This is a genomic window from Paenibacillus glucanolyticus NBRC 15330 (assembly GCF_004000885.1).
Taxonomy (GTDB): Bacteria; Bacillota; Bacilli; order Paenibacillales; family Paenibacillaceae; genus Paenibacillus_AQ; species Paenibacillus_AQ glucanolyticus.
This window is the reverse complement of record NZ_BIMC01000001.1, coordinates 325716-351230: the sequence shown is the minus strand read 5'-3', so window position 1 is coordinate 351230 and position 25515 is coordinate 325716. Positions and strand designations below refer to the sequence as shown.

Here is a 25515-nt window from a genome sequence, read left to right as displayed (position 1 = left end):
TTAAGCCTTAAGGATTTACCTTAACATTATCAAAACGGGCATTGCTGTTCATTACACGGAGTCCGACTTTGCCGTGGGTAAATGGATTCATGCTGGTATCCGTATAGTCGATAACAGGAGATACACCATGATTTACATAAATTTTAATATGGGTTCCGCTAACGACAACCTTCAGATGATGCCAGCTATCGGCGGGCAGGCTCATGGCCGCAAAGTCGAGCGCTTGGTAACCGTAATTCATTTTGCCAAGATGCACGCCCTGGGCAGTGATATGAGCATAGTAACCCTGCAGATAATCCGGGTTGTTAACAAAGGCCTTGCCGCTCGCCGGATTGTTGACACGGACAACAATTCCCGCATCTCCCGTTGATGTCAGCCGCCTGATATCCGCCTCAACCGAATAATCACTCCAGAGGCTGCTGCCGATTACCGTTTTGCCAAAGGAGCCTGCCCCTGTTCCTGCATACTCTCCGTTAACAACCGACCAGTCGCCCTCGTAGCGAGTCCATTCATTGTCGTTGCCGTCATTGAAATCATCGTTGATGGAGGTGACTGCGTCCGCGCGCGAGAAGGTGAGCGAGCTTAAATCGAATTCCCCGCTGACCGTTTCAAGCCGCAATTCATGATGGCCGGCAGTCAAATATATACGCTTGCCGCTGGTTAACCGCCAGTTCTCCCAATCTCCCGTGCTGGGGACAGGAACGGGCCCGGTAAGATCTTCGGCTCCATTCCAGAGACGGAACTGCGCATTGGGGAACGTCGTTGCTGCCCGCAGATTCAGATCATAATACCCGGTCTCCGCAACGTTGACACGATATTTGAGCCATTCGCCCGGCTGGTTCCAGCCGATGACATATTTCCCTTCAGACGCCGAAGATCGAATATCAACATGTTCATTCCGGTAAGCGCCGCCCGTGTTCCCTTGACTGAGATCATGGTATGCTGTTCCTTCGCCGCCCTGCATGTAATGAACGGCTTCGATGGTGCCGGCAACGGGCTTATAGGCATTCCATGCACTGCTGCCACCAACTTTGTTGCTAAAGGCAGCATAGCCGAAATCGGCATGGACTTTCGACGTGGCATACCCGATCTTGCCTCCGGCCAGACCGGTGATGTTCCGGGTCTGCTTCTTCATGCCATCAACAAAGATGGAGAAGCTGGAATCCTTTTTCTCCACGCGGATTTGATGCCATTTCGTATAATTGAAACCCGAAGGTAAGGAAGCATATTCCCATCCCTGACTCACGCCGCCAATGACAAAGTCGGTTTCGAGCCGGTTTAAGCTTCGGTTCAGGACGGCCGTTCCGTAGTTGGATTCATCCTGATATGAAAATACGACGCCGTACACAGGCGTATTGCCAGAGCCTTGCTTCATCTGTTTGGTATGGAACTCGGCCGTATAATCGGCTTCCGTAGCATTGGCCGTTACTTGACGGTACCAAGAAGCATTGCCGATGGTATCCTGCCACATGAGTTCCTGATTATAGATCCCCCAAGTGCCTCCTCCAACATTGATCCATTGGTTTCCGATCGTTGTCCGGTTAAAGCGATCTGCAAACAACGGCAGCTCCGGATTGGTTTGCTCCGATGACGTCGGTCCGAGCACAAGCATTCGGTCCCCGTTCCACACGATTCGATCCAGATTCATCCTTCGTCCCGGATAAACCGAATTTCCTTCATGCGCATGGCTGTGATAAACCATATAGTCCGAATCCAGATCAGGTCCGCGCACAAGGGAGTTGTGCCCAAGGCCGACATGATGGCCTTCCGTTTCAAGGAGAACGGGATTCTGGCCGGACGCGGGCGCGAATGCGTGGGTTGCGTTGTTGCTGACAGCATAATCGACCCGGTATGCCGTACTCCATACATGATTGCCGGTATAGGTCATGAAATACTTGTTATTGCGCTTAAGGACGGTAGGACCCTCAGTCCAGCCGTTCATGCTGAGACCGGTCGACACCGCAGAACCAAAGGAAGTAGGGCTGTTCATTGGCCAGGCCATGATCTGATTGGACCCGGTTGCATAAAAGGTCCACTGTCCGTTGTCGTCAACGAAAACAGAACCGTCAATCCCCATGCCCACATTGCCAGTAACCGGAACGAACGGACCGAGGGGACTGTCGCTTTTCAGCACATAATGCCCTCCTCCTCCCGGTGATGTGTACATATAGAAATTTCCGTCCACATGATAGAATACCTCAGGAGCATAAGCGGCTTTGGTAATCGGATCTGTTGCGCATAGACCGCGGTAGGCCCAATTGACAAGATCGGGGGAAGACCACACTTTGATGCCGGACTGGTGGTCAACCGTACTGACATACAGATAATACGTTCCGTTGAATTTGAGGATGTAAGGGTCGCCCTCACCGTAGAAATCGTTATTGTTCCAACGCCAGGAATCCGTTAAATGAAATGGATTACTGTAGGCAAAAGCCTGTACCGGGAACAGGAACGCAGTTGCGAGTGCAGCCATCCCAAGCAGCAGTTTCACGAATTTCAATGTTTGATCAGCTCCAATCAGAAGAATATATGGCTGAGAACTCGGAAATCAAACGATGGACTGTATGAAGTTCACCTCCGTTTCTTTAATATGGGAAACGTTTATATTGAACGTAGTATAGCAGAACAGATGCAATGCCGTTATACCTAATCAACTATAAAATCAGGAGTCCAAGCCTCGTGCATCTGGTTGATCAATGGCTTCATCCGTTAGAGCGGTTGGTTTACGGATCAATAACCCCATGACAACACCAACAATGGACACTGCCGTTACAACAAGGTAGGTGAACGAGAACGCATCTGCCCAGATTTCAACTTGCGGTATTGCACGAGATGAAGCTGATACACGAGCTGTCAACAAGGTTGAGAAGGCAGCCACCGCAAACGAGCCCATCACTTGCTGTGAAGCATTGTTCAAGGACGTAACGCGGTTGATCAGCGCTTGCGGTGCAGATTTCATAACAAATGCATTCAAAGACATGCCATACAATGCATGGCCGGAGCCTGCTAAGGTCATAGCGACAATTAACATTCCCATTCCGCTCCCCGAAGAAACTCTAGAGAGCAGGAAGGCCCCTAGCCCCAGAAGTGCCGTACCGATAATAACCAGCGGCTTTACGCTCATCCGGTCAAAGAGCCTACCGCCAATCTGCATGAGAACGATACAGGCAATGGCCTGTGGAATCATGAGGAGCCCTGTATCAAATGCATTAAATCCCTTCACCTGCTGGAGGTAAACCGGAATGAGAAAGAAGTTTCCATAAAACGTAACGGCCGTTAGCCAAAGAATCAACATGGCGCTTGTAAAAGACCACGAACGGAATACACGCAGCTCGAGGAGCGGCTCGCTTGAGCGAAGTTCAACCAGAATAAATAGCAGAAGCGCCACTACGCCAACTGCAAGGCCGATGATGGTCTGCATGGAGTCCCATCCGGCATCGCCCCCTTGGTGCACGCCGTAGATGAGGGCTGCAAAAGCAAGAGGGCCGAAAATCATGCCGAGTTTATCCAGCTTGGCTTGAGCCTGACTCTCCAACTTAGGCAGATATCGCAGCCCGAGGCATATTCCTAAGATGCCTACAGGCACATTCACCCAGAATAGATAAGGCCAGCTTACGTAATCCACCAACCACCCGGCAAACACGGGCCCGATGGCTGGCGCAATAAGTATGGGAACGCCCAGGTATGAACCCATCACCGTGCCAATCTTGTCCGGAGGACTGATCCGAAAGACGATGGCATAACCAATCGGCATGACAATGCCTCCACCTAAACCTTGAAGTATGCGAAACAGTATAAATTGCTCAGCGTTAATTGAGAGTGCGCAAAGAATAGAGCAGATTGTAAAGATGGAGATGGCCAGAATGAACATGCGCCTGCCGCCAAAGCGGTCAGCCAGCCAGCCGGCTACCGGAATAATGGCCGCCTCGGCCAGTATATAACCCGTGGTTGCCCATTGCATTAAAGATAGTGGGCTTTGAAAGGTGTTCATTAGTTTCGGAATCGCCACATTCATGGCGGTCATATTCAGTAGGACCATAAACATGCCAATGATGATGGCGAATAAGGGCGCGCGGATTTCTTTAATCGTGGTCGACATTTCATCGTCTCCTCGTACTGTATATTGTTGTGCATAACCACATTTCCGGATATATGGCTATTCGAAGAGAATCGCGCGATTTTCAGAGTGTCGATTCAAGAATGCACCTTGATCAACAGCTATGTGCCAAATTATAATGACTCTAAACCAACAAGAACAGTAGGCAATATTTATTGATAAGATCATTTATTATAGACCAACTTACTTTAGGTTAGGGCGGGTGATGGTTTGAGCGAGCATTCAGAACATAACGAAGAATATGAAGTATGCACGGAGGTTATTGGCGAGGTTTTGAAAATAGTTGCCGTGAAACGGGCCGTCCACGTGATTGGAGAACTGCATGACGGTCCTCAGCGGTTTAACCGCTTACGCCGGAATTTGGGCAACATCAGTACGCAATCGTTGACGGTGATCCTGAGACATTTGGAACAGAACGGAATCATTCAACGGCAAGTCATGCCAACCATGCCGGTTACGGTTGAGTATTCCTTAACGGAGCAGGGAAGAGAATTTGAAGACGTTCTCAATGTGATACATGATTGGGGAGCATCCAGGAGGGAGCATCGAACTTCATTAGGAAAGGCGAGTTCCTTATCCGAGAAATAGCAAACAGAGATCGCAGAAACCGCGTATATCGCGGTTTTTGTGTTGTACGGATACTTGGCCATAGCGAAGATAAGTATTTACGAAGTGGAGAAATACACATAATATGGAGTTATTGGAAAAGTCGGTGAGTCTTTGCAGGCGGTGAAGCACAAGGCAACTGAGAAGGGGGAACTGAAGAAAGCGATCAATACCTACAAGGTCATTAAGGTGCCGGATGTGAAAGCCGAGCCCAAATTGCCATAAGAGATAACCGTTAAGTCTGGTGAGCGAATTTATCCTATATCTGCTGAAGGAGCTTTCCATAATGATGAAAAATGCCATGGTCCTATTCTGTATATGTTTGATGTTAATGGTCTGTAAATCTAACGTCGATAGCGTTGATACTCCACCTTATGAGGGTCCACCCTATGAGGGTAGGAGCCTAGTTATTGGTTTGATTGGAGAGAATCCGAACATAAGGGAAGAGAATGTGGATTTTGTGGAGGTTGCGTTCAAACAATTAGAGGAAGAAGAGTTATCATCTGACCTTGACGCTATTTTCATTACGAAAGAGTTTCTAGTGGAGGCTTCCAATCCACAATATGCAAAAGTCTATCACCATTCGGACATCCCTTTTTTCTATATCGAGTCTAAGAAATCACACGTCCCCTTTACAATTGAGGAGTTATCGTATGCCGATGTTCCTGATCTTTCAGCTTACGCTTATGCCACGGGTTACTATGGCGAGGAATCTCATTACTGGGAATATGGGTTATCCAACGATGTACGCAATGAGTCCAATATCCAGGATGTCTATTCCCGAATCTTTACAACGATTGAATCGCTGCAGCTATGAAGGTGCGTGAAGAAATGGATGCCGTAAATATGATGGTATACTAACAACGAACAGAAGAGGGTACTTGATTTAGGCTGAGGATCGTGGGAAACACGGAGGATTATAAATTACGGAGGTAATAACGGCTGCATGCATCTACATGGCAAGGCATGGTGAGTAAATTGCCAGAAATAGAAGGGAATATCTGACCAAGTTAGCGGTGAAGCGATTATAAAATGATATGGGAAGCTGGTGTGTTAGTGCGTGCAACCATCCCCGCGAAAGGCAGTGAGCAGGATAGATTTCCAAGCGCGTGAAATAAACTGGGTGGAGAAAAGCGACCGAATGGTGTTATTGCTGGAAGATGATACCACACTAAGCGTAACTCCGCTGGATTCCGGGTTGGAGGCTGAGGTCATGAAAATCAGCTCACCCGAGTCTGATTTTGTCTTAAAGGTTTGGAATAAAGAGTCTCAGCCTAATGTGCAATTCCAATATGAAATCTTAAATGCCTTACACACGCATGGAAGTGCGGTTTCGAAACCTGTCGGCTGGGGTTATGAGGTGAATGGCCATCAAGTCCTGCTAACCAGTTACGATGGGACACCCATAGATAAAGTGGATCAGCCCAAACTTAAGAAGCTTGCGAAGAATTTGAATGATGTGCATAAGTTCCCGCTTGATCGTCTGACTGGTTCGGCGTTACCAAGCTACGACCTCATTGATTATTTTTATCCGCAAGTGGATCAGCACCCCGATATCCAGGATTTATTAGTGAAGCTGGTTCAGCGAGCAGACTTGAAGCCAGTGTGCATGATTCATGGGGATTACCATCTGGGCAATATTCTTGAGTCAGAAGGCAAGCTGACCGTGATCGATTGGACTAACGTCCAAATAGGTGACCCTAGATATGACATAGCCTGGTCCATTATCTTGATGTGGATTTATGTAAGCGAGAAGTGGGCCTCTTTCTACCGTACTGCATTTTGTGCAGAGAGCCGATATGGGGAGGATGAGCTGGAACTATTCGAAGCCATCGCGTGTTTGCGAGGCATTCTATTGTTTAGGGCGAATAATCTGCCGATTAGGCATGATACAATCTCAAGGCTCAAGTCCATTGTAACAACAAACCAATATTTGCATGGCAAGTTACTCTAAGATGGACCCCTAAATACCTGTGAACGAGAGGTCGCGTGATCGAACGTTTTTTGCACTTTAACGGACACAGGAGACGCTATTTGCTCCAAAAGGAACATTTGAACAAGATAACGGACCTCAGCCGCCTTATTCTCTACAAAATAGGGAAAGTGGGCAAATATTTATGGTATAGCGTCTGCTCGGTCCGTTACATTTGCAAACGGCGCGAATTAATGTAAATAACGTCTGTGGAGTCCGTTATGCCATTGGTATGGGCTGATTGGAGTATGGCTTGCATGCTCGGTTGGATACCCACCAAATTAGCGAATCGTGACTATAATACGTTAGAGTACAATTAAAGTATATTCATGTGGGGGTTCTGGAGAGTGAGTTCATGTGGGTATTTCAGTCATATGACCTTAATTGGGTCGCTTGGTTCGTGTGTTCGTATGGGATTCTCTCTACGTGACCCCGAGATTTCAATTACAACATCCTTTCGTACTGGGGCGTGACTATAATTTTGAGAAGACAAAATGTAATGATTGGCTTGGTTTTGGTTATTGGTATTGTTGTTCTATCAGCTTATTATCTTAGTAACGACAAGAAGCTGTATGGAAACGATGAGGGGTCCATCCAAAAAGTAATTCAGTCGATTGAGGGATACGAAAACAGGCAAATCGAGATTCTGGATATATCCGATTTCCATGACAGCAGGGTGGTAGGATTCTTGTCCGACCAAAGGCCGGGGTATATTGAGTTTGCTCGAAATTCCAAAGGGAACTATGAATGGAAACATATAGAGACAGCGCATGATCCTGTCGGGTTGTTCATGCTGAATAATCCCAAGGAAGAGGTTCAAAAATGGATGGTTGTAACCCATCACGATAATCAAGTCGCCAAAATGCAAGTACGCATTAATGGGGAGTTGTTGGAGCAAACATTCGTCCCTAACCGTGCAGATGTGACTTATATTGAATTACCTCCGTCCGAAGATCAATCGTACACCTTCAGGGACTATAAGTTTTACGATGAACGCGGCATGCTGCTGGATGAATGATACAATGAACTCATAAGACTCATGAATCGATGGAACTATTTTTCAAGGGATCTCAGAATCCATGAATCTTCCTGATCTTCGAATCTGTGAAATTGAAGTTACGAGCCTACAAGGCTCCGAGCAAACCACAGCATAACAAACGGTAATACATGCCGTCTAAGTATAACTGAAGTTCCCACTCGTCCAGTCTATAAGATGGAGGCTGGGGACTTTTTTGTATCCAGATTTGAATGTCGATACCTAGCATCAACTAAACACACATCTTAATGCGTAATTATAATTACTTTAAAGAGTAAAAATGTATTGACTTTTAGAGTAATATAAAATACTTTATAACGTAACAGGGTATAGCCTGCCTAGGTGCGGCGCTATTCTGATCATGGGTGTGAAGGGAGAAGAACCGATGTCGAACGTTCATAGGCTAAAACCGGATATTCACTCGCTTCATGGATTTTTCAGCAAAGAGCTGGAACCGGCTCTGTATATTCAGTCAGGGGACACTGTCCTCTATCAAACGTTGGATGCTTCCTGGGGGATTGCGAAGCGCTCTGCGCCAGGTGCGCCAAGAACGAAGTTCACTGAGCGTAAGCCGGGGCGGCAGGAGAAACAGTTTGGGCATGCATTGGTGGGGCCGGTACATATTGAAGGTGCAAAAGCTGGTGACACATTGGAGATCCAGATCAACGAGATTATTCCCGGATCATGGGGTTGGACCTCCGCCGGAGGTTTTCCAAGTTATTGGAACGAGAAGCTGGGGATGCGTGATGTTCAAGAAATCATGCTGGATTTTGAATTGGACGCCAAGACTTTGATAGGCCGGAGTCAATTCGGAACCTTCAAGTACAACGTTGGTCTGAAACCTTTTATGGGTATAATGGGCATGCCGCCAGGAGAAGAAGGCCAGCATACGACTTTTATGCCGCGCCCCTATGGAGGTAACCTGGATTGCAAAGAGTTAACCGCCGGTTCCACCCTGTATTTGCCGATTCCGGTCGATGGCGGATTATTCTCTACAGGGGATGGTCACGCCGTGCAGGGGGACGGCGAAGTCAGCGGGCCTGCCCTGGAATGTCCCATGGAGAAGGTGAGTCTGACCTTTCATATCCGGGACGATATGCCGATTACGATGCCAAGAGCGAAGACGAGCACCGGTTGGCTAACGATGGGGTTTCATGAGGATCTGGACGAAGCGATGTGGATGGCTCTAAGCGGGATGCTTGACCTCATGACGGAACTCTACTCCATTACGCGAACAGAGGCGTACGCTTACGCCACATTGGCAGTAGATCTGCGCGTAACTCAAATCGTGAATACGGCCAAGGGCGTGCACGCATTTTTGCCTTTTGGCGCATTAAGGTAAGAGGGGGGCTAATGATGGATGAAGCCCTCTGCCTTACATGCTCTGTAACAGCGAAAGTAGAACTGTGGAACGATCTGACGCTATTGTCTTGCCCAGTTCTTATGATCCGTGGCATAAAACCAAGTCCTAGGTTTCATTAGATGCAGTGGAAACAATACAAACAATCACTGCCTCAGGCCAAAATCGCGGAATTCGAGCAGTTTGATCACAACATTTTTGAACCGGATGAGGGGTTGTTTGTCTGCACAGCAGATTCTTTGATGGAAAAAAGCATAAAATCAATCCACTATTAAAAAGGGTGTACGCACTTGGATAATCTGAAGCTCAATGTATCACTGTTACGACAAAGGGTTCCGAACCTGACTAGCGCCGCCAAATCCGTTGGACTGCGGCCTGCTACGGTCTCCAATCTGTGCACGGGAAAAATCCCCGTGGGACGGGCGGAAGTCCGCACCATTGCCGCACTGGCATCCCTGGCGAAATGCAGTTTAGATGAACTGATCCTGCGCGGGGAAAGGGTGGATATGATCGAAACAGGCATCAAGCCGCTCGATTTATTTGCTCCGCTGGCAAAAGGCGGCACCGTCGGTTTAGTCGCCCGTCCCGGAATGGGTCAGCTTGTGCTGCTGGGGGAATTGTTCCACCACTTCAAGGCGGGAGGTTATGTGACGATTCTGCTGAAGCCGGAAGGTGAATATCCGGAGCTGCAGGACATGCTTAATGATGTGCAGCGGGTGGCTAGCTCTATAGAAGAAACTTATTCAATCGTGGCGAATACAAGTAGGGAGAAGGAGATTGTATTTGCAGCAGACCGGGAGCACGTCTTAACCGGGAAGATCTATGATCTTCAGGAACGTATTCAACAAGAAGGCATTGAGAATGTCACGACTTTTCTTGTGGATCTAAAAGGGGCAGCTGTTGATGAGGATTTGCCTTACGGTCCCCTGGAGACGCTGTGGTATTTTGATGCGGACCTGGCTGCCAGACATATGTTTCCGGCCGTAAATCCGTTATACTCCACATCTTCCGTATTGGAAGGAGTCCATCTGGATCAGCATCACCTGTCGGTTCAGCAGCGTGCCCAGAAACTGCTGAGGCGTTACCGTGAGCTGCGTTCGCTGGTTCAAGTGCGAGGCCTGCAAGCCATTCCGGCATCCGAGACGGAAGTATATGAGCGGGGAGAACGGCTGGAAGCCTATCTTTCGCAGCCTTTTTACGTTGCGGAAGCATATACCAGATTACAGGGCGAGCGGGTATCGCTGCTAGAAACACTAGATGACGTTCAGGCTATCCTAAATGGCAGTATGGATCATCGATCGGTGGAGAGTTTATCCTGGATCGGTACGATCAAATAACGGTAGAATAAGCTCTGTTTCAGCATAAAGTCGATTTTCTGAGTTTTTACATCGGGAATATCGGCTTTTTTGCATGAATCCGCATAATATAATCCGTATGCCCCATAGCTGACAGGTTAAGTCCATTATATAATATGTGCTAGTTTGCACCGTCCGGTTGGCGGCCAGCACAAGAAAGGTAGCCAGCGGTTCGTACGGGGAGAACGAGACCATACATAGAGGAGAAATGAAGATGAAGAGAAAAGGTTGGCTTATTGCATTCGCTGCAGCGTTGTTGTTAACGCTTATCGTGGTGCCGGTTCAGCAGTCTTTCAGTGCAGAGGGAAACCCGACGGCTACTGCCATTACACAAAGTGCCCTGAACGATCAATTCCATCTGGATCATGTGGTGAAAATTTATGTCCCTTCCACCGTGAAAGGGGACATCCCGATTACAGATGCGGCACATCAGAAGTTTGTTGACCAGACCTTGACTAAACTGTCCGGTTGGTTTGGCGGTGCTACCGCGATTCCGGGTGAAGGCGCGTGGGTGGACAACCATAAAACCCTGATCAAGGAAAAAGTTACGATTGTGTACGCTTTTGCCGAAAAACTCGACAAGGATTCGCTCAATCAAGTGGTGGATTATGCAAAAAAGCTGAAGGACGATCTGGCACAATCCGCGATCTCGCTTGAGGTTGACGGCAAATTATATTTCATCGAATAGGTATTCGAGATAGAAATCATCGCTAAGAAAGGGATGTCTCCTTACAGACTGCGCCGCAGTTGTGGGAGATATCCCTTTTTCTATCTGCGATTAATAGAGAAACCTCCAGAGGTAAAAGGTAGCGTAGGATTCCCAATTCGCCCATGCTGCCGATAGTGCCAGAATCTCCTTCTTTGTCGGTTTCTTCTCCGAACCCAGCAGATGTTTGATGGCATTGTGCAGCCCGACATCGTCGATGGGGAATGCCGCGGGCATCCGGAGGCAGCGCATCAGCACATAGTTGGCCGTCCACGGACCGATGCCGCGAATGCTTACAAGTTGTTTCTCAGCTTCTACTAAGCTATTCGTATCAAGCAGCTGCTTTTTCGTCAATTCTCCTTCCGCCATAAGCTGTGCCACCCCGATGAGGTACTCGCATTTTTTCACGGTCATACGGAGCTCCTCCAGGTCCTGCACGTTTAGATGTGCGATGTCCTCGGGCCGGGGAAACAACCAGTAAATCTCTCCTTCACATTCCACGCGGCGGCCAAAAGCCTCGACGAATCGTCTTTTTAACGTATATGCATAAGTCAGGTTAATCTGCTGTCCCAGAATACCCCAACACAGTGCCTCGAACAGGTCGGGGATGCCCATGTTGCGCAGTCCATAGAAGGAATGAAGGGCTCGACTGAGCAGAGGGTCAGTCTGTGCCATGGCGTAGAAGGGAACCAGATCGGTGTTCAGATCAAACCAGTCCCGGACATAAATCGCCACTTCCGCACGCTTGCTCCATTCCGTTGGGGCAGTATCACCCAGAAACCGTACAAGGATAGCCTGTTCTTGAGGCAGCTCGCTAACCTCAATGACCGCCGTCTCTGAATCGAGAGAAAGCGCTCTGTAAATCGCGTCATGTTGAATATGATAGAGACATTCGTTTGGCGATCTCTGCAAATAATGGAGGTTCTCGGTAAAACTGAATTCCTTCGGCACGTGCAGCTTTAACGAATGCTGAAGATCCTCCCAGCTGTCCTGGGGAAGAAAACGGCCATATGTGTCTTGTTCCTGAGCCATGTCCCCGTTATAGTGGGCGGTTTGGCCCGGCGGCAGCTTCTTCAGAAATATGGGGTCTTGCGCAGGGATTGTGCCGCTTGGCATAGGTTTTGAATCTCGCATGTTCACCGGTTCCTTTCCTTCATAAACTTATCTATACTAGTTGTAACATAAATGCGGATCGTATAATTTTGTTATCTTGCTCTTCTATTCCAAAAAGCGTACAGCGAATCCATCCTGTGGTTATAATGTTAGCGGAGGTGAGGAAACGTGGCAAACCGAATTCAGCCAACCGAAGCACAGTGGAAGGCCATCATCAGCAATGATAAAGAGAGTGACGGCAAGTTTTTCTACGCGGTGCAGACAACCGGGATTTTCTGCCGGCCATCCTGTAAATCCAGACCCCCGAAATTTGAAAATGTGCGCGTGTTCCAATCCCCGGATGAAGCGAGGGCCGAACGCTTCCGACCATGCAAACGGTGCAAGCCGACAGGAGAACGTCTACCGGACCATGAATGGATTGAGCTGGTTACGGAGTATATCGACAACCACTACACGGAGCATTTGACACTCGATGTATTGGCCGATGTGAGCCACGGCAGCCCGTATCATCTGCACCGGATATTTAAACGCGTAAAAGGGTTGACCCCGATGGAGTACATTCAGGATTACCGGATGGACAAAGCCAAGGAGCTCCTTAGGGATTCCGGATTAACCATTTCGGATATCGGCCATAAGGTGGGTTTGGACAATACGGCTTATTTTATCACCTTGTTTAAGAAGAAGACGGGGGTTACTCCACTCCGTTATCGCGGGCAATATGTGTTGAATAATACAAGCATGGAGGTGCAGGATCATGATGAAATCCGATAATACAATAATCTACTGGACTCGACTGACTCATGACAACTGGAATGTATATCTGGCGGCTACGAAGGAAGGATTATGTTATGTCGGCTCGCAGGATAAGCCGTTAGAAGAGTTAGCGGACTGGGTGAACGTCAGGTTCCCTGGCAGCGAGCTTGTACGGGATGATGCGAAAATGCAGGTATATTCGGAAGAGTTAACCGAGTATTTTCAGGGGAACAGAGACCGGTTTGAAATGCCTATGGATTACAAAGGTACCGCCTTTCAATCGGCTGTATGGAATGCGTTATGCCATATTCCGTATGGCGAGACCTATACGTATACGGACATCGCCAACCAGATTGGAAAGCCGGCCGCGGTTCGTGCCGTTGGAGCGGCTATCGGAGCCAATCCATTGCTTATAACCGTGCCGTGCCACCGGGTAATTGGCAAGAGCGGGGCTTTGACCGGTTATCGCGGAGGGCTTGAGATGAAGACCTGGCTGCTTCAGCTGGAGCGCGGGCGTGTCCCGGTAAAGGAGACCGCGGAGTATGTCTAGATCGTTGCAGGAGCGAATCTCGGGACTACATTGGGAAGGGATACAGGGAGCTTTGGATGAGCAGGGATATGCTGTCATTCCAAAGCTTCTGCTGCCTGAGGAATGTACAGGGATCATAAATACCTATTCGGAAGAGGAGCGGTTTCGCAATACCATTAACATGGCCAGACACCGCTTTGGGGTTGGGGAGTACAAGTACTATCAGGCCCCGCTGCCAGGACTCCTGCAACAGCTTCGGGAAGGCTTCTATCCTGAGCTTGCACTGACAGCCAACCGCTGGCTGACGCAGCTGGGAAGCGAGGAGCGGTACCCTGGGACCTTGGCTGAGTTCCTTGAGATGTGCCATTCGCAAGGGCAGGGGCGCTCTACACCGCTCATCTTGAAATATGAGAAGGGCGGCTACAACTGTCTGCATCAGGATTTATATGGAGATGAATTCTTCCCGTTCCAAGTGGTATTCGTGCTGAATGAGAAGGAAGTCGATTACGCGGGCGGAGAGTTTCTGTTGGTTGAACAGCGGCCGCGGGCACAGAGCCGGGGGCATGTCATTACTTTGGAACAGGGCGCGGGACTGATTTTTCCGACCAACCATCGGCCCGTTCAGGGGACCCGAGGGTATTACCGAACCACGCTGCGGCACGGCGTTAGCACCATCACGGCAGGGACCAGGTACAGCCTTGGGATTATTTTTCATGATGCGAAGTAAAAGGGTTCATAAGTGGGGTGGATTCCTCGGCCAGGATGCCTGGAGAGACATGGTATAATAGAAGAAAGTGCAGAAACGGGGTGTTTGAGATTAAAAGTGAAGTGCTCTATAAGACCCCCAAGACCCTGTTGAATAAAGGAACGGGATTTCTGAACGGATACAGCCATACTTTAAATCCGTACACAGGCTGTACCTTCGCTTGTTCTTATTGTTATGTCCGGCAAATGCCGGTATCGATCTTTCGCAATGGGGAGTGGGGCAGCTGGGTTGACGTTAAGCTGGAATCTGCCGCCATTCTGCGCAAAGAACTGAAACGTGCCAAAACGAAGGGGCCCGTTACGATCTTCATGTCTTCCAGCACCGATCCGTATCAGCCGGTCGAGGCCAAGGAACAAGTAACTCGCGCGCTGCTTGAGGTCATGGTCGGCGAACCGCCGGATTTCCTGTTCGTGCAGACACGAAGTCCCTTAGTCCGGCGGGATATCGATCTGCTGCAGCAGTTAGGAGATCGGGTGCGGGTCAGCATGACGGTTGAGACCGACCGTGAGGACATCCGCAAGCATTTTACGCCATCTGCACCGCCGGTCCAAGCCAGACTGAAAACACTGGAGCTGCTGAGAGACGCTGGGATTCCCACTCAGGCAGCGATCGCACCCGTGCTTCCGAGCACGGCGGCTTTTCCCGAGATCCTGCGGCCGCTTGTGAATCGCGTGTGCATCGACGATTATTTCATGGGCGACGGCAGCGGCGGGAAACGGACGAAGAGGCTGCCTGTTCAGGTGCTGTATGAAGAGCTTGGACTTGAGGAATGGTACGATCCAGCTGCCTATCAGGTCGTTTATGATCGGTTTAGCCAGGCGTTTCCGAAGGAGCAGTTATTCGTGAGCCAACAGGGCTTTGAGCCTTAAGAGGCCGGGGTTGGCGAGACTGCGGGTGATGGATTCGTGGATTCGCTAGTTTGTAAGATCATAGAAATTATCTGTTTGGTCGGGATGAGAAGTCCGGCCTTTTTTGTCATGTTTAGCCATAGATGATTATGGTATGATAGGCGAAAATAACCAGTATTGCGCCGAGGAACGAATGACAATAGAGAGCGTCGATCGGGATCTAGGGCAGTTCAATACTTTTTTATGAAAGAGGCGAAGTGAAATGACATATGACGAGATCAATAAAACGATGACGACGGAGAGATTATTGCTTCGCTTATTCAGGGAATCGGATGCTGAAACGGTTGTCAGGCTATGCAATAACTACAATATATATAAAAGCACACTCACGCTGCCGTACCCTTATACACTTGATTGTGCTTTGTCATGGATAGAACATCATATACATAATTTTGATGCGGATAAGTCATATGAATTTGCTGTTTGTGACAGGCACACAGGGACGGTATATGGTGCAATCGCATTAACTAATCATCAGCGCTATGATAATGGAGAAATCGCTTATTGGATTGGTGAGGAGTATTGGGGAAAGGGATATGCAACAGAAGCCTCCAAAGCCATATTGGACTTTGCCTTTCAGATGAAACATTATCATAAGGTCTATGCGCGGCATTTTGCTTCGAATCCGGCATCCGGGCAAGTCATACAAAAAACAGGCATGAAACAAGAAGGAGTATTGATCGATCATGTGAAGAAAGAAAATCACTATGAGGATCTTGTCTACTACGGCATTGTGAAAAATGAATACCAAGAGATTTGATTGATGCAGCAATATGGGCTAAGGGAGGGCGTCTCATACAATGATCATACTCATAAGCGGGGTGAGCTGCACGGGTAAGACCTATATGGCTCAAAGATTACTTGAGAAATATCACGTTCCTTATCTTTCGATTGACCATTTTAAAATGGGGTTATACAGAGCGGATCAAAATTGCGGGTTCACGCCGCTGGATTCAACTGAATACATCGGTGAGAAATTATGGCCGATCCTCAAAGGGATCATCATGACCAATATCGAGAATAATCAGAATTTAATTATCGAGGGCTGCTATGTACTGCCTCACCACCGGCATTCGAAGTTGCGTATTTTGAAATGGAAGAGAACTATGAAGAGGAAATTTCAAAAGTATATGATTTCATAGACCGTGAAAAGCAGAAAATCGAATCGGCTGCGTTATGATGCCATTATCTAACAAAAACGCAATGGTTATATCCGTGATGTTGATTGTGATCTGCCTTTGGTTTTTATTTGCAGGGCCGCTAAGAAAAGAAAGTGTATATAACCAAATCGAAGAAGCTATTCATTCCTTGGAGACCGATTTGAATGAGGTGCTGCATATACACATGGATAGAGCAAGAACACTTGTGTTTTTTTCAACAATCCAAAGCGAAGTCGGGGTAGTAACAGTAGAAGAGGCTTACGGGGGTTTTAGAGTAAAAGAGTATATCGGAAAGAATCAAGTGGCTTTGGAAAATGATCTGAGCTGGTTTGGTATCGAATCCAACTCGGAAAATATTCATATGCTGTACGGGGTTGTGAATAATCCGGAAACCAGCCATATCTTGCTGTTGAGTGAGGAAAATAAAGCAGCCACTATAATAGAAAACAATTCTCTGACGGTATGGTACGCACTTATGAAAGATGATTTAAACTCACCGATCACGATCCGAAGTTTCAATAAAGAGGGAGAGAAGTTGTATGAAACGGGAGATCCCGAGTATTGGAGCAAACAGTAGGGACCTGAACGATACATCGAAGCTCAGGTATGGGATGATCGCATGGTGGTCCCTTTTCTTTGAAAGATTGCAGGCATGGTTTGCCATCAACACAATAAATGGGAGGTGCTCGTATGCTGATCTCACAGATGAATCCAGAGGCATTATCGAGAGAACAGATTACCAAAGTGGTGTTCGGAGCGGAATCCGAAGTTGATGACGGCACACAATTGGCAGATATCATCTTTGTATTTGGGGGCAAAAATCTGGATCGAGTGTGGAAAGCGGTTGAACTGTACAATGATGGTCGCGCACCCTATATTTTATTTGCTGGCGGAGATCGATTCGGTGAATGGGATCAACCAGAGGCGACCATGATGCGAGATGAAGCCGTGAAGATGGGGGTTCCACCGGAGTCCATCTTCATTGAAACGATGTCTAACCATACCAAAGAGAATGTGATAGCTTCCCTGATCGTACTCGACCGGGCCCTTGGATTACAGCAAATCCAGCGGTTGTTGTTTGTCAGTGCGCCCAGTCATATGCGCCGATGCCAGCTCCTGCTCAAGACCTTCATGCCGCCTTGGTATGAGTTTGTCTGGAGCCCGGACCATCGTGCCAAAGGGAGAAGAGATAATTGGTGGATCGAGCCTGTTGAAGTGAAACGAGCGATGGGTGAACTTAATAAAGTGATCAGTGGCGTAAAGGGCCGATATTTTATGGATGCGGAAATTGATATTTGAAAAATGTCAGGATTTTGGCTGTGTGTATGCGGTTCTTCGATGAAGGTTCGAATCTGTTGGAGAGCAGCTTACCAAATAAAGTTTGTTTATATTTAAATTTTACATTGAGTACCCGTAAGTGATTATGCCAAACTATGGATGTGTAAGGGCATTTCAATTCTTGTTTCTTATGAAAGGAGATGTTTTAAATGACTGCTAATATGGTAATGGTGGTTTTCCCTTAACCGAATATCAGGCATAGTAAGTTCCAATCTTTGATTATAGCTATGCCGTAATCAGTAACCTTTCGTGAATACTGCTGTTAAGCGGGATACGATGACGGTCGTATCCCTTTTTGATCATAAGCCGACTTCTGGCTTTTCGCCGCGAAACAGCAGCTTCTTAGGAGGCTGCGTGTTCGCGGTATTTTTATGTCCGAAAACAACTCTGATTTTGTAGGAGGGAATCGGTTCAATGACTGATTTGAAACCATACGCCTATATCGAAGCGGAACCGACGCCGATAGGTGTAATACCCGGAAGGGTTACGGAACTTCAGCGAGTTTCGCGCATTGTCAAATTGCTGCCTCGCGTGGCAAAAGGCGATTGCCATGCGACATAAGGGTAAAAGGGAGGCTACAATTAAATGAACAACCATGATGAAAAATTCGTAAATCCCCAAATACTGGTACTTGTTTTGAGTAAAATGCTCGACAAGACGGTAGTACGCGCAGATTATCAACTCAAAGAGTTGCAAGGCGGGACATTAGGGGATGTTAGGCTTGTTACGGGGATGGCTGAAACCTCCGACGGTGAGAGTCTGCCGTATAAGGTGGTGTGGAAAACACAGAAAAAATGGGAACGCCACGGCGACCCTGATTCATGGCGGAGGGAATACGACCTCTATGTATCGGATTTCGCAAAGTTTTTCACGGATTCTCTCCGCTGGCCAGAATGTTATTACGGGGAAATGAACGGTGATGAGATACAGTTATGGATGGAACATATTGAGGGGGTGTCAGGCTTAAATCTAACCTCCGAAATGTATGAACGTGCAGCCGAGGAATTGGGGCGGTTTCAAGGCAAGCTATATGCTAAGCAATCGGATGTATTACTGAATCTGATCAATGTAAGCGAGGTTGACTTCGTAAAAAGCTCCTATCTGCGGTATCAGTCGTGGAAAGTTTTGTATGATTATATACGCTCCGACGACTGCGAAATTCCGAAGCACCTATGTAAAATGCTCATAGACATAGATAACCATGCGGACGAAATATTCAGTCGCATTGAAAAGCTGCCAATTGTGTTTTGCCATAGAGATTTTTGGGTGGCAAACATATTCTACTCGGACAGGAAAATCGCACTGATTGACTGGGATACCGCTGGATGGGGGTACATGGGCGAGGACATCGCGAGTTTAATAGCGGACGAAGCAGACGTCTGTCATATGGTTGAATACTACCAAAAATGCATTCCGGCTTATTACAGGGGTTTTTCGGAATATGTGGATGTGTCCCATATCACCGATCATTGTGTCCATGAACTAATCCTTACTATGTTCGGATACAGGCTTGTGGAGTGGTATACATTCGCGGAGTCGCCCGGGGATAAATCTATGCACCTTGATACCTTGCAAAAAATTTATGAAATGAGGAATATATCGATAAAATTTGATTAAGGGCATTATCAACATAGAATATGTACCTGAAAAATACAAAGATTGATTTTAAAAAGGGAATATAGTGAACAGCCTTGTCAGCAATTATCTATATGCGGATAATAATCCAATGTTTCATGTGAAGATATTTGTACAAGTCAAGTAGATTTGATAAAGAAACCTCTCTGTAATGGCGGTGATTACAACCTCCATTACCATAGAGAGGTTTCTGTTTGGTTTCCTACTCCAACGAAGAAGGTGGAATCATGCTGGAGAAGCGAAAGCGGTCCCCTTTGTCCCCGGATTTCAACCATATCATAGGATAATCAGAAATCTGGGGGCAACAGGGATCGGAAGCATGATCCGCATGCGTAGTGATGGATTACAAAACAAAGATTTGAATTAGTACGACCCGATCAGAGTGGCCGAATTATTCGGTAATTGCACGAGGCTTATTGGATCTGTATCTGTTGACGAAAAAGTGGATGTGCTGCTGCGTAACATCAACTATGCCCCTATGATGTCACGATGTTCTCATCCTACGATACAGAAGTGAATATGCCAAACCGCCCGAGCTTATGCCCGGGCGGTTTTTTGCATCAAGGCCCCCATATCACCGTCGGGTATGGAAGCTGATCGTAGGCGCTGGCCCAATAATAGGAGTCGGCCATGATTCGCCGCGGCAGGAAGCCGATCTGGCCTCGGGATACGGGGACCGATTCGGATTGGGATTGGAACACGCCAGCCGCATTCGTCGCGGCATTCACATACTTGCCGGCCATATGAGTGAAGCGTCCGCTGATTTTGGCGGTTACCGACAGTCTTGTTTCCATATCCACCATCTTCACGGTTACTTTGGCCGTACCGGCGGAATAGACGATGGTCATGTGGTCGATGACCATGGGTTTCATCGCGGAGGGAGCCGTCGTTGCGGTGGCCGCTGCGCTGGGGGCTCCTTCATTGCCGCTAATATCCACGGCCGTGATTTTATAATAATAGGTCGTATCCGGCAGGAGCCCCGTATCTGTGTAATTGAGCCCTTTCGAAGTCCCTGCGTAAGTATCCGGCCCAATGTTAAAAGCGGCATCGGTTCCCCTGTAGACACGATACTCATTCACGGCAGTGTTATCCGTTGCCATATCGTAGGATACGTTAATCCGCTGAAAATCAAATGTAACTGCTTCTGCCCCGCTGACCGTACTCGGCGGTTCTTGATCCGAAGGAGGCTGCCATGTGTAGCCGCCCGGTCCCCACTCGCTTGGAAAATCAACGATGGACGAGTAATGATGGAGGGCGATTCCTCCAAACGCCGGGTCGTTCTGAAAAGCGTTGTACGCCTTGTTTAACTCCTGTTCCATGTAGATGCGTCCTTCTTCATGAAAGCTGATGGTCTCAGGATCTCCGCCATCCGCGATATCTTTTGTCTCAACCCCGATCACAACCGATTTCGGCTTGCCAATCGAATTGGCATAGGCCAGCTCATTCAGCGCTTGCGCAATAATGCCCGCACTGCCCTCCGCCTGATCGCGGTAATCCATAATCGAGATGTAGTCCACCGTATCCTGAACATGCTCAGAGAGCCATTTGGTTCCTCCGTTCCATGCGATATTGCTGGCATCGGCGGAGGTGTCGTACCATCTTGGAATGGCCGCGCCGACGGACAAGGTGAGACCAGATGCCTGTTTGCGTTCCATCAGCAGTTTCAGCATATCCAGGTACTGGATTTGGACGGAAGGTTTTGCCGTTTTGAAATCGGGCAGGATATACGGCTCCGTATCCACGTTTACGCCATCAAAGCGGGCCAATTCGGAGGAAGCCAGGTTGTAATTCAAGATTTGCTCGAATTCCTTGACGGCATGAGGGTGATAACGACTATACGCTCCGAAATAAGGTGGAGTGGTGCCGCCGGCGATTAATGCTTGAACATAGAAACCTTCGCCGTGTGCCCATTCTACGAATTGTTGAACCTCACCTCGGTAATCCTCCAGCATGGCAGCTCCGTTATATTTACCTACAGCTAAATAAAGGGTCTTAATCGGCCGTTGATTAAACGTAGCTGTATCCTTGGCCATAGAAGAGAGCACGCTTCGCGAATTCGGATTCAGCACCAGTGGATAGGAGGCATTCTCCCAGATCCAGATTGCACGGTCCTGATCCGGCATCGGCTCAGGACCATAGGTGGTGCTTGTTACCGTTTCAGGATACACGGCATCGGTAACAGCAGCAGAATTATCACCTTCGTTAATGGGTAATGGATTACCGGAACTTGCATAAACCGTTAAGCTATAACCTGTATTGCCATACGTATCGGTGGCGCGGGCTTCCAGGCTGTGAACCTGCTGCGGGGATGGACACGTGTCAAATTCGTATGTGTATCCATTATGTGCAGAAGGAATTTGCATCCATGCGCCGCCGTCGATGCGGAGCTCAACCAGGGCTATCGGGTTTTTACCCTCGGCTGATATGCCAACCTTAATGGTGTCGTTCTGCTGTGTAAACTCAGCAGGGCTGGTAATCTGCACGTCCGGAATATGAGCCGCAGGATTATCGATGTTAAGGTGGATCCAAGGAGACCAGATGCCATATCGTGTTACCGCGTCGTTTGCTTTAAGGACAATCTCGACCGAGCCATCCAGCTGACTTGTATCGAGTGAGTAAGACCAGGACCCGCTGTCATCCCCATTGGGATCATCCATCTGAACGTCCGTTACCCATTCACCGTTAACGATGAGCTGGAGATCATATACACCGGAGTAGGTTCCGAATAACTCAGTCACACCCGGCTGCAGCGTTTGCCCGTCCTGATGAGAATCCAACGTAATCAACGCAGCGGCCTGAGCATGGGGGATTGGAACACCAATTGTAGCCATCAGAACTGCCGCCAGAAACAAGAGCCCGCACCTGCGTAAATGTGAAAGCATCATTTTATTCACATCCTTGTCAGTATGATGTAAATCTAATTGACTCAACGGCAGTCGAAATGAAGAAACTAACATAAAAATACAAATCTGTGTTATTTTGAAGCGTTTACTTTTTAATATTACAAAAATAGACGATTAGAACCGATGTTGGATTCGTGTTAAGTTATTATTTTCTAAGGCAAGCAGGTACGACTCCATAGTCGATAACCCGATGAATGGTACCACGTACGTCAACTCGTTCAAATGTGCCATGATTCAGACTTATATGCATGGGCATGCCGTGAATGGGCCGCATCATCAGATTCGGAGTGATTTTTGCATTACGCACTAATGAAAAATTAAATCGTTGAAGAAGAACAGCGAGGACGATCTTAAGTTCTTGCATGGCGAAGTGCCAACCTATACACATATGAGGTCCTGCACTAAATGGTAAGAATTCAAACACAGATGGTTTGATGGTCTGCCACCGGTGGGGCTTGAAATAATTTGGGTCCTCGTAAAGCTCAGGGAGACGATGTGTAATGAATTGGCTGAAAAATACATTTGTGCCCTCCGGAAGAGCGTAACCATCCAGCTCACAAGGGGCATTTGTAATGCGGGTGCCGATGCTAGCTGGAGGAAGTAAACGTAAACTCTCTTTGACAACATAGTCCAGCAGGGAGAGTCGACTTAGTTTCTCCTGTGTCAGGTGGCTTCCACCCATCACGGCGTTTAATTCTTCCATTAAGTTTGCATATATATTCGGGTGCTGTACCAGCAGAAAAAATGCCCAAGTCAAAGCATTTGCAGTGGTTTCGTGACCAGCCGTATAGATTGAGAATGCATGTCCGACTAATTCTTCATCCGATAATGCTGAGCCCTCCTCATCATGTCCTCTAATAAGTGCTGCAAGTACATCCGTTGCATCAGACTCCTGTCGTTTCTCATGAATCATGGACCGTATTTGAGTATTAAGCTGCTGTGCATTACGTAGTGAGCGACGGTATGGAGTGAAAGGAATATTGAGTGGAGCAAGCGTGGCAAGCAGAAAAGACTTCGTAAACCGGTTAATCAGCATCCCCATCGTATCCATCATTTCACTATTTTGAACACCGAATAACGTCTTAAGGGCGATGCGCTGCGTTAACTTTTTCATTTCAGTGTTAATGTCAATCAGGGGACGACCTCTCCATTCGTCTGCCAACTGTTCCGTTATTAACGTCATGTCCTGGCCGTATCTTTCAATTTGACTGTGCAGAAAGGCGGGCTGTATCAGGCGACGATGCTCTTTGTGCTTTTCACCGCTCATTAATAGCAGATTATGGTAGAATAAATCCCCCATAACGGTGTCTTTGGGTATTTTAACAAGAGCCGTGCTCATCTCAAAGAAGTTCGGGTTGGATAGAATTTGACGGTTCAGCTCAGGACCAAACGCAAATACAACTGAAGGTTTGACGCTTTGCCCCAGGGCCGAAAGTTTACCATACCCTTCTAACAATTTTTGTTGAAATGCGAAAGGGCTGCGAAAAAAGTGAAACATATTGATCCTCCAGCCGAAGGCGGAGTGGGGTCCAGGGATTCTGTTCATAATCACACTTCCTTTTTATATAATTTGTAATGAAAACATTCATATAATTCATAATAAATTCCCGAACAGAATTAAGCAAGGTGTTTTTGAACTATATGAATTGCATTATTACAAAACATTCAGTATAGTTTTATACGAGAGGTGAGAAGATGAACGGCTATCAACTACGCACGGAGAAGAAAAAAGAACAAATTATGAAGACAGCCTTCGATTTGATAAGCAAATATGGAGTGGATAAGACAAGTATTACAGAAATTTCGAAACACGCTCGCGTGTCTCCCGTCTCCATTTATAATTATTTTGGCAGTAAGGAAGAGCTTATACGTATGACGTTTATCGATTATATGAGTAAAATCATGAACGAGTATGAGAAGCTCCTGGAAGAGCCTATCCCTTTTCAAGAAAAATTAAAATTGTTGTTGGGGTCAAGAATGAACAGCGTGGATCAAATCAATGTGGATTTTATTCAAATCAGCAATGAACCGTCTGTTCGGGAGCATATCGAGGCTTTTTACAAGGAAAGGACGATTCCCTTTTTTGTGAAATTGATTGAGCAAGGCAAGCAGGAAGGAGATATTGATCCCCATATTTCGATAGAAGCGGCTTTGTTCTATATTCAAGTGTTTAAGGATGCGCTAGCGCGTCCGGGATTCATTGCACAAGCAAGCCCTACTATGCTTCGGGATATTGATCGACTATTCTACTACGGGTTGATTGGGAGAGGGGAGCATTCTGGGGGAGAGAGAACTTAGTGAGATTGTTGATATAGGAATTAGGCAGACAACCTTTGGTGAAGACCAAGGGTTGTTTTGGTTTGTGTACAGCATCAAAAGCAATATGTAATTCCAAGACAGCACGCATTGCGATTCGGGATGTTCGCATTAATCATCGATCGCAACAAGTTATGCCTGCATCTCCGCCTCGAGACCGAGTGCAGCGCTATACCTGAGACGGTGTGACCCTGCCGGGATATTCGGTATGATGTGTTTAACGAATGTTGCAGGGGCGTTCATTGCAAGAAATATTCAATCAAAAAAAGTAAGGTGGTGTTACAGCTGCTGCACAAATTGCTTAAATCCGTCATGCAGAGCACCTGGATGATATGGGAACGGATCTTTGCATTCATATCCCGGTTTCGCAGCTCGCATATCTCACACTTTGGCATATGCACAGTGATGATTAAGAAGCATCAGGGGGAACCCATCGTCTGTGAGGATTCCACAGTCATACATAATGGAGATTTAATCGGTGAGCTTCATCTGGACAACGAAACGATCCTGAGGTTAATTCGGTCGGAAGGACCGGATCGTGCGGCTCTGAAAATCGCGAGGCTCGGAAGAAAATCCATGAAGCAGATAAGCTGTGCCTACGAAAGCCAGGCCGAGTTCAGCGAGGTCAGCGCCTTGGTCGGAATTACCCTGCTGCACCGCGGCCTGACGCATGGACTCGGATTCGAGCATCAAGAGATGAAACCAGACATTTTTCAGAAGATAACGACTTTGTACCTCCGCATGCTGCTGTCTGTCATGCACCCGGAGGGCAAAAGCCGCATCGAACGAAGAACCGAATTGCTTGTCCCGATGATGTTGATCCATACCCGGTCTTCGCTGAGGAAACGCTTTTCAATGTCGGATAGAAGGCAGGCACATGAAGATGGATATGGGGCAAGTCTGGTATCGGCTACGATTGAAGGTTAAAGGTTGAAGGAGGAG

General features: G+C 47.5%; 23 protein-coding genes. 18 read left to right on the top strand and 5 right to left on the bottom strand.

Features of this window, described 5'->3' with window-relative positions:
• Positions 1 to 7: 7 nt before the first annotated feature.
• Complete coding sequence (locus tag PGL02S_RS01545) at positions 8 to 2491, bottom strand: family 43 glycosylhydrolase (RefSeq protein WP_235187297.1); 2484 nt, start codon at positions 2489 to 2491, stop codon at positions 8 to 10.
• A 171-nt stretch (positions 2492 to 2662) separates the two neighbouring features.
• A complete protein-coding gene (locus tag PGL02S_RS01540) occupies positions 2663 to 4099 on the bottom strand; it encodes a DHA2 family efflux MFS transporter permease subunit (protein ID WP_036637234.1) in 1437 nt (478 codons plus the stop codon).
• Positions 4100 to 4327: 228 nt separating this feature from the next.
• Here PGL02S_RS01540 and PGL02S_RS01535 point away from each other — a divergent pair, with 228 nt between their 5' ends.
• The 7 genes from PGL02S_RS01535 (at position 4328) to PGL02S_RS01505 (ending at position 11134) form a co-directional block, all read left to right on the top strand.
• Positions 4328 to 4705 carry a winged helix-turn-helix transcriptional regulator gene (locus tag PGL02S_RS01535; protein ID WP_006210901.1) on the top strand — a complete coding sequence of 126 codons (378 nt, stop codon included), beginning with the start codon at positions 4328 to 4330 and terminating at the stop codon, positions 4703 to 4705.
• A gap of 433 nt (positions 4706 to 5138) precedes the next feature.
• Positions 5139 to 5540, top strand: a complete 402-nt coding sequence (locus PGL02S_RS01530) for a hypothetical protein (RefSeq protein WP_228030004.1) — start codon at positions 5139 to 5141, stop codon at positions 5538 to 5540.
• A gap of 267 nt (positions 5541 to 5807) precedes the next feature.
• Complete coding sequence (locus PGL02S_RS01525; RefSeq protein WP_244892275.1) at positions 5808 to 6677, top strand: aminoglycoside phosphotransferase family protein; 870 nt, start codon at positions 5808 to 5810, stop codon at positions 6675 to 6677.
• A 517-nt stretch (positions 6678 to 7194) separates the two neighbouring features.
• Positions 7195 to 7713 (top strand): hypothetical protein, encoded by a 519-nt coding sequence (locus PGL02S_RS01520; RefSeq protein ID WP_036637237.1) that lies wholly within the window; start codon positions 7195 to 7197, stop codon positions 7711 to 7713.
• A 403-nt stretch (positions 7714 to 8116) separates the two neighbouring features.
• Complete coding sequence (locus PGL02S_RS01515; protein ID WP_036637239.1) at positions 8117 to 9073, top strand: acetamidase/formamidase family protein; 957 nt, start codon at positions 8117 to 8119, stop codon at positions 9071 to 9073.
• Positions 9074 to 9381: 308 nt separating this feature from the next.
• The gene (locus tag PGL02S_RS01510; protein WP_036637240.1) at positions 9382 to 10428 is read left to right on the top strand and encodes an ATP synthase beta subunit C-terminal domain-containing protein; all 1047 of its coding nucleotides are present in this window, start codon (positions 9382 to 9384) and stop codon (positions 10426 to 10428) included.
• A gap of 232 nt (positions 10429 to 10660) precedes the next feature.
• Positions 10661 to 11134: a hypothetical protein gene (locus PGL02S_RS01505; protein ID WP_036637241.1), complete on the top strand. Its 474-nt coding sequence runs from the start codon at positions 10661 to 10663 to the stop codon at positions 11132 to 11134.
• Between the two features lie 90 nt (positions 11135 to 11224).
• Here the strand turns inward: PGL02S_RS01505 and PGL02S_RS01500 are convergent, their stop codons facing one another.
• The gene (locus PGL02S_RS01500) at positions 11225 to 12184 is read right to left on the bottom strand and encodes a DNA-3-methyladenine glycosylase family protein (RefSeq protein WP_076151495.1); all 960 of its coding nucleotides are present in this window, start codon (positions 12182 to 12184) and stop codon (positions 11225 to 11227) included.
• 249 nt (positions 12185 to 12433) lie between these two features.
• Between PGL02S_RS01500 and PGL02S_RS01495 the strand changes: the two genes are divergently transcribed.
• The 9 genes from PGL02S_RS01495 (at position 12434) to PGL02S_RS01455 (ending at position 19336) form a co-directional block, all read left to right on the top strand.
• On the top strand, positions 12434 to 13036 hold the full coding sequence (locus PGL02S_RS01495; protein WP_036637243.1) for a bifunctional transcriptional activator/DNA repair enzyme AdaA: 603 nt from the start codon (positions 12434 to 12436) through the stop codon (positions 13034 to 13036).
• Positions 13020 to 13568: a methylated-DNA--[protein]-cysteine S-methyltransferase gene (locus tag PGL02S_RS01490; RefSeq protein ID WP_370511109.1), complete on the top strand. Its 549-nt coding sequence runs from the start codon at positions 13020 to 13022 to the stop codon at positions 13566 to 13568. The genes PGL02S_RS01495 and PGL02S_RS01490 overlap by 17 nt, the downstream gene beginning before the upstream one ends.
• Complete coding sequence (locus tag PGL02S_RS01485; RefSeq protein WP_036637244.1) at positions 13561 to 14274, top strand: 2OG-Fe(II) oxygenase; 714 nt, start codon at positions 13561 to 13563, stop codon at positions 14272 to 14274. Before PGL02S_RS01490 ends, PGL02S_RS01485 begins: the two co-directional genes overlap by 8 nt.
• Positions 14275 to 14363: 89 nt before the next feature.
• Positions 14364 to 15182: an SPL family radical SAM protein gene (locus tag PGL02S_RS01480; RefSeq protein WP_036637441.1), complete on the top strand. Its 819-nt coding sequence runs from the start codon at positions 14364 to 14366 to the stop codon at positions 15180 to 15182.
• A 241-nt stretch (positions 15183 to 15423) separates the two neighbouring features.
• A complete protein-coding gene (locus tag PGL02S_RS01475; protein WP_036637246.1) occupies positions 15424 to 15981 on the top strand; it encodes a GNAT family N-acetyltransferase in 558 nt (185 codons plus the stop codon).
• A gap of 85 nt (positions 15982 to 16066) precedes the next feature.
• On the top strand, positions 16067 to 16363 hold the full coding sequence (locus tag PGL02S_RS01470; protein ID WP_244892274.1) for a hypothetical protein: 297 nt from the start codon (positions 16067 to 16069) through the stop codon (positions 16361 to 16363).
• A 34-nt stretch (positions 16364 to 16397) separates the two neighbouring features.
• A complete protein-coding gene (locus PGL02S_RS01465; RefSeq protein WP_036637248.1) occupies positions 16398 to 16958 on the top strand; it encodes a hypothetical protein in 561 nt (186 codons plus the stop codon).
• A 113-nt stretch (positions 16959 to 17071) separates the two neighbouring features.
• Positions 17072 to 17680, top strand: a complete 609-nt coding sequence (locus tag PGL02S_RS01460) for a YdcF family protein (RefSeq protein WP_036637250.1) — start codon at positions 17072 to 17074, stop codon at positions 17678 to 17680.
• 624 nt (positions 17681 to 18304) lie between these two features.
• Positions 18305 to 19336: an aminoglycoside phosphotransferase family protein gene (locus PGL02S_RS01455; RefSeq protein ID WP_036637252.1), complete on the top strand. Its 1032-nt coding sequence runs from the start codon at positions 18305 to 18307 to the stop codon at positions 19334 to 19336.
• A 578-nt stretch (positions 19337 to 19914) separates the two neighbouring features.
• Here the strand turns inward: PGL02S_RS01455 and PGL02S_RS01450 are convergent.
• Complete coding sequence (locus PGL02S_RS01450) at positions 19915 to 22185, bottom strand: Ig-like domain-containing protein (protein ID WP_235187295.1); 2271 nt, start codon at positions 22183 to 22185, stop codon at positions 19915 to 19917.
• A 217-nt stretch (positions 22186 to 22402) separates the two neighbouring features.
• Entirely contained in the window at positions 22403 to 23803 is a 1401-nt protein-coding gene (locus PGL02S_RS01445) for a cytochrome P450 (RefSeq protein WP_036637257.1), read from the bottom strand.
• A gap of 149 nt (positions 23804 to 23952) precedes the next feature.
• Here PGL02S_RS01445 and PGL02S_RS01440 point away from each other — a divergent pair, with 149 nt between their 5' ends.
• Both PGL02S_RS01440 and PGL02S_RS01435 read left to right on the top strand, forming a co-directional pair.
• Positions 23953 to 24555: a TetR/AcrR family transcriptional regulator gene (locus PGL02S_RS01440; protein WP_036637259.1), complete on the top strand. Its 603-nt coding sequence runs from the start codon at positions 23953 to 23955 to the stop codon at positions 24553 to 24555.
• A 330-nt stretch (positions 24556 to 24885) separates the two neighbouring features.
• A complete protein-coding gene (locus PGL02S_RS01435) occupies positions 24886 to 25500 on the top strand; it encodes a YkoP family protein (protein ID WP_051449101.1) in 615 nt (204 codons plus the stop codon).
• Positions 25501 to 25515 lie beyond the last annotated feature (15 nt).

What these genes read in the sequence shown, in the direction of transcription:
- PGL02S_RS01540 (WP_036637234.1), bottom strand. Translation starts at nt 4,099, where the DNA reads ATGTCGACCACGATTAAAGAAATCCGCGCGCCCTTATTCGCCATCATC.
- PGL02S_RS01520 (WP_036637237.1), top strand. Translation starts at nt 7,195, where the DNA reads ATGATTGGCTTGGTTTTGGTTATTGGTATTGTTGTTCTATCAGCTTAT.
- PGL02S_RS01515 (WP_036637239.1), top strand. Translation starts at nt 8,117, where the DNA reads ATGTCGAACGTTCATAGGCTAAAACCGGATATTCACTCGCTTCATGGA.
- PGL02S_RS01505 (WP_036637241.1), top strand. Translation starts at nt 10,661, where the DNA reads ATGAAGAGAAAAGGTTGGCTTATTGCATTCGCTGCAGCGTTGTTGTTA.
- PGL02S_RS01500 (WP_076151495.1), bottom strand. Translation starts at nt 12,184, where the DNA reads ATGGCTCAGGAACAAGACACATATGGCCGTTTTCTTCCCCAGGACAGC.
- PGL02S_RS01490 (WP_370511109.1), top strand. Translation starts at nt 13,020, where the DNA reads ATGATGAAATCCGATAATACAATAATCTACTGGACTCGACTGACTCAT.
- PGL02S_RS01485 (WP_036637244.1), top strand. Translation starts at nt 13,561, where the DNA reads ATGTCTAGATCGTTGCAGGAGCGAATCTCGGGACTACATTGGGAAGGG.
- PGL02S_RS01475 (WP_036637246.1), top strand. Translation starts at nt 15,424, where the DNA reads ATGACATATGACGAGATCAATAAAACGATGACGACGGAGAGATTATTG.
- PGL02S_RS01470 (WP_244892274.1), top strand. Translation starts at nt 16,067, where the DNA reads ATGGCTCAAAGATTACTTGAGAAATATCACGTTCCTTATCTTTCGATT.
- PGL02S_RS01465 (WP_036637248.1), top strand. Translation starts at nt 16,398, where the DNA reads ATGATGCCATTATCTAACAAAAACGCAATGGTTATATCCGTGATGTTG.
- PGL02S_RS01460 (WP_036637250.1), top strand. Translation starts at nt 17,072, where the DNA reads ATGCTGATCTCACAGATGAATCCAGAGGCATTATCGAGAGAACAGATT.
- PGL02S_RS01455 (WP_036637252.1), top strand. Translation starts at nt 18,305, where the DNA reads ATGAACAACCATGATGAAAAATTCGTAAATCCCCAAATACTGGTACTT.
- PGL02S_RS01450 (WP_235187295.1), bottom strand. Translation starts at nt 22,185, where the DNA reads ATGGCTACAATTGGTGTTCCAATCCCCCATGCTCAGGCCGCTGCGTTG.
- PGL02S_RS01445 (WP_036637257.1), bottom strand. Translation starts at nt 23,803, where the DNA reads ATGAACAGAATCCCTGGACCCCACTCCGCCTTCGGCTGGAGGATCAAT.
- PGL02S_RS01440 (WP_036637259.1), top strand. Translation starts at nt 23,953, where the DNA reads ATGAACGGCTATCAACTACGCACGGAGAAGAAAAAAGAACAAATTATG.
- PGL02S_RS01435 (WP_051449101.1), top strand. Translation starts at nt 24,886, where the DNA reads ATGCAGAGCACCTGGATGATATGGGAACGGATCTTTGCATTCATATCC.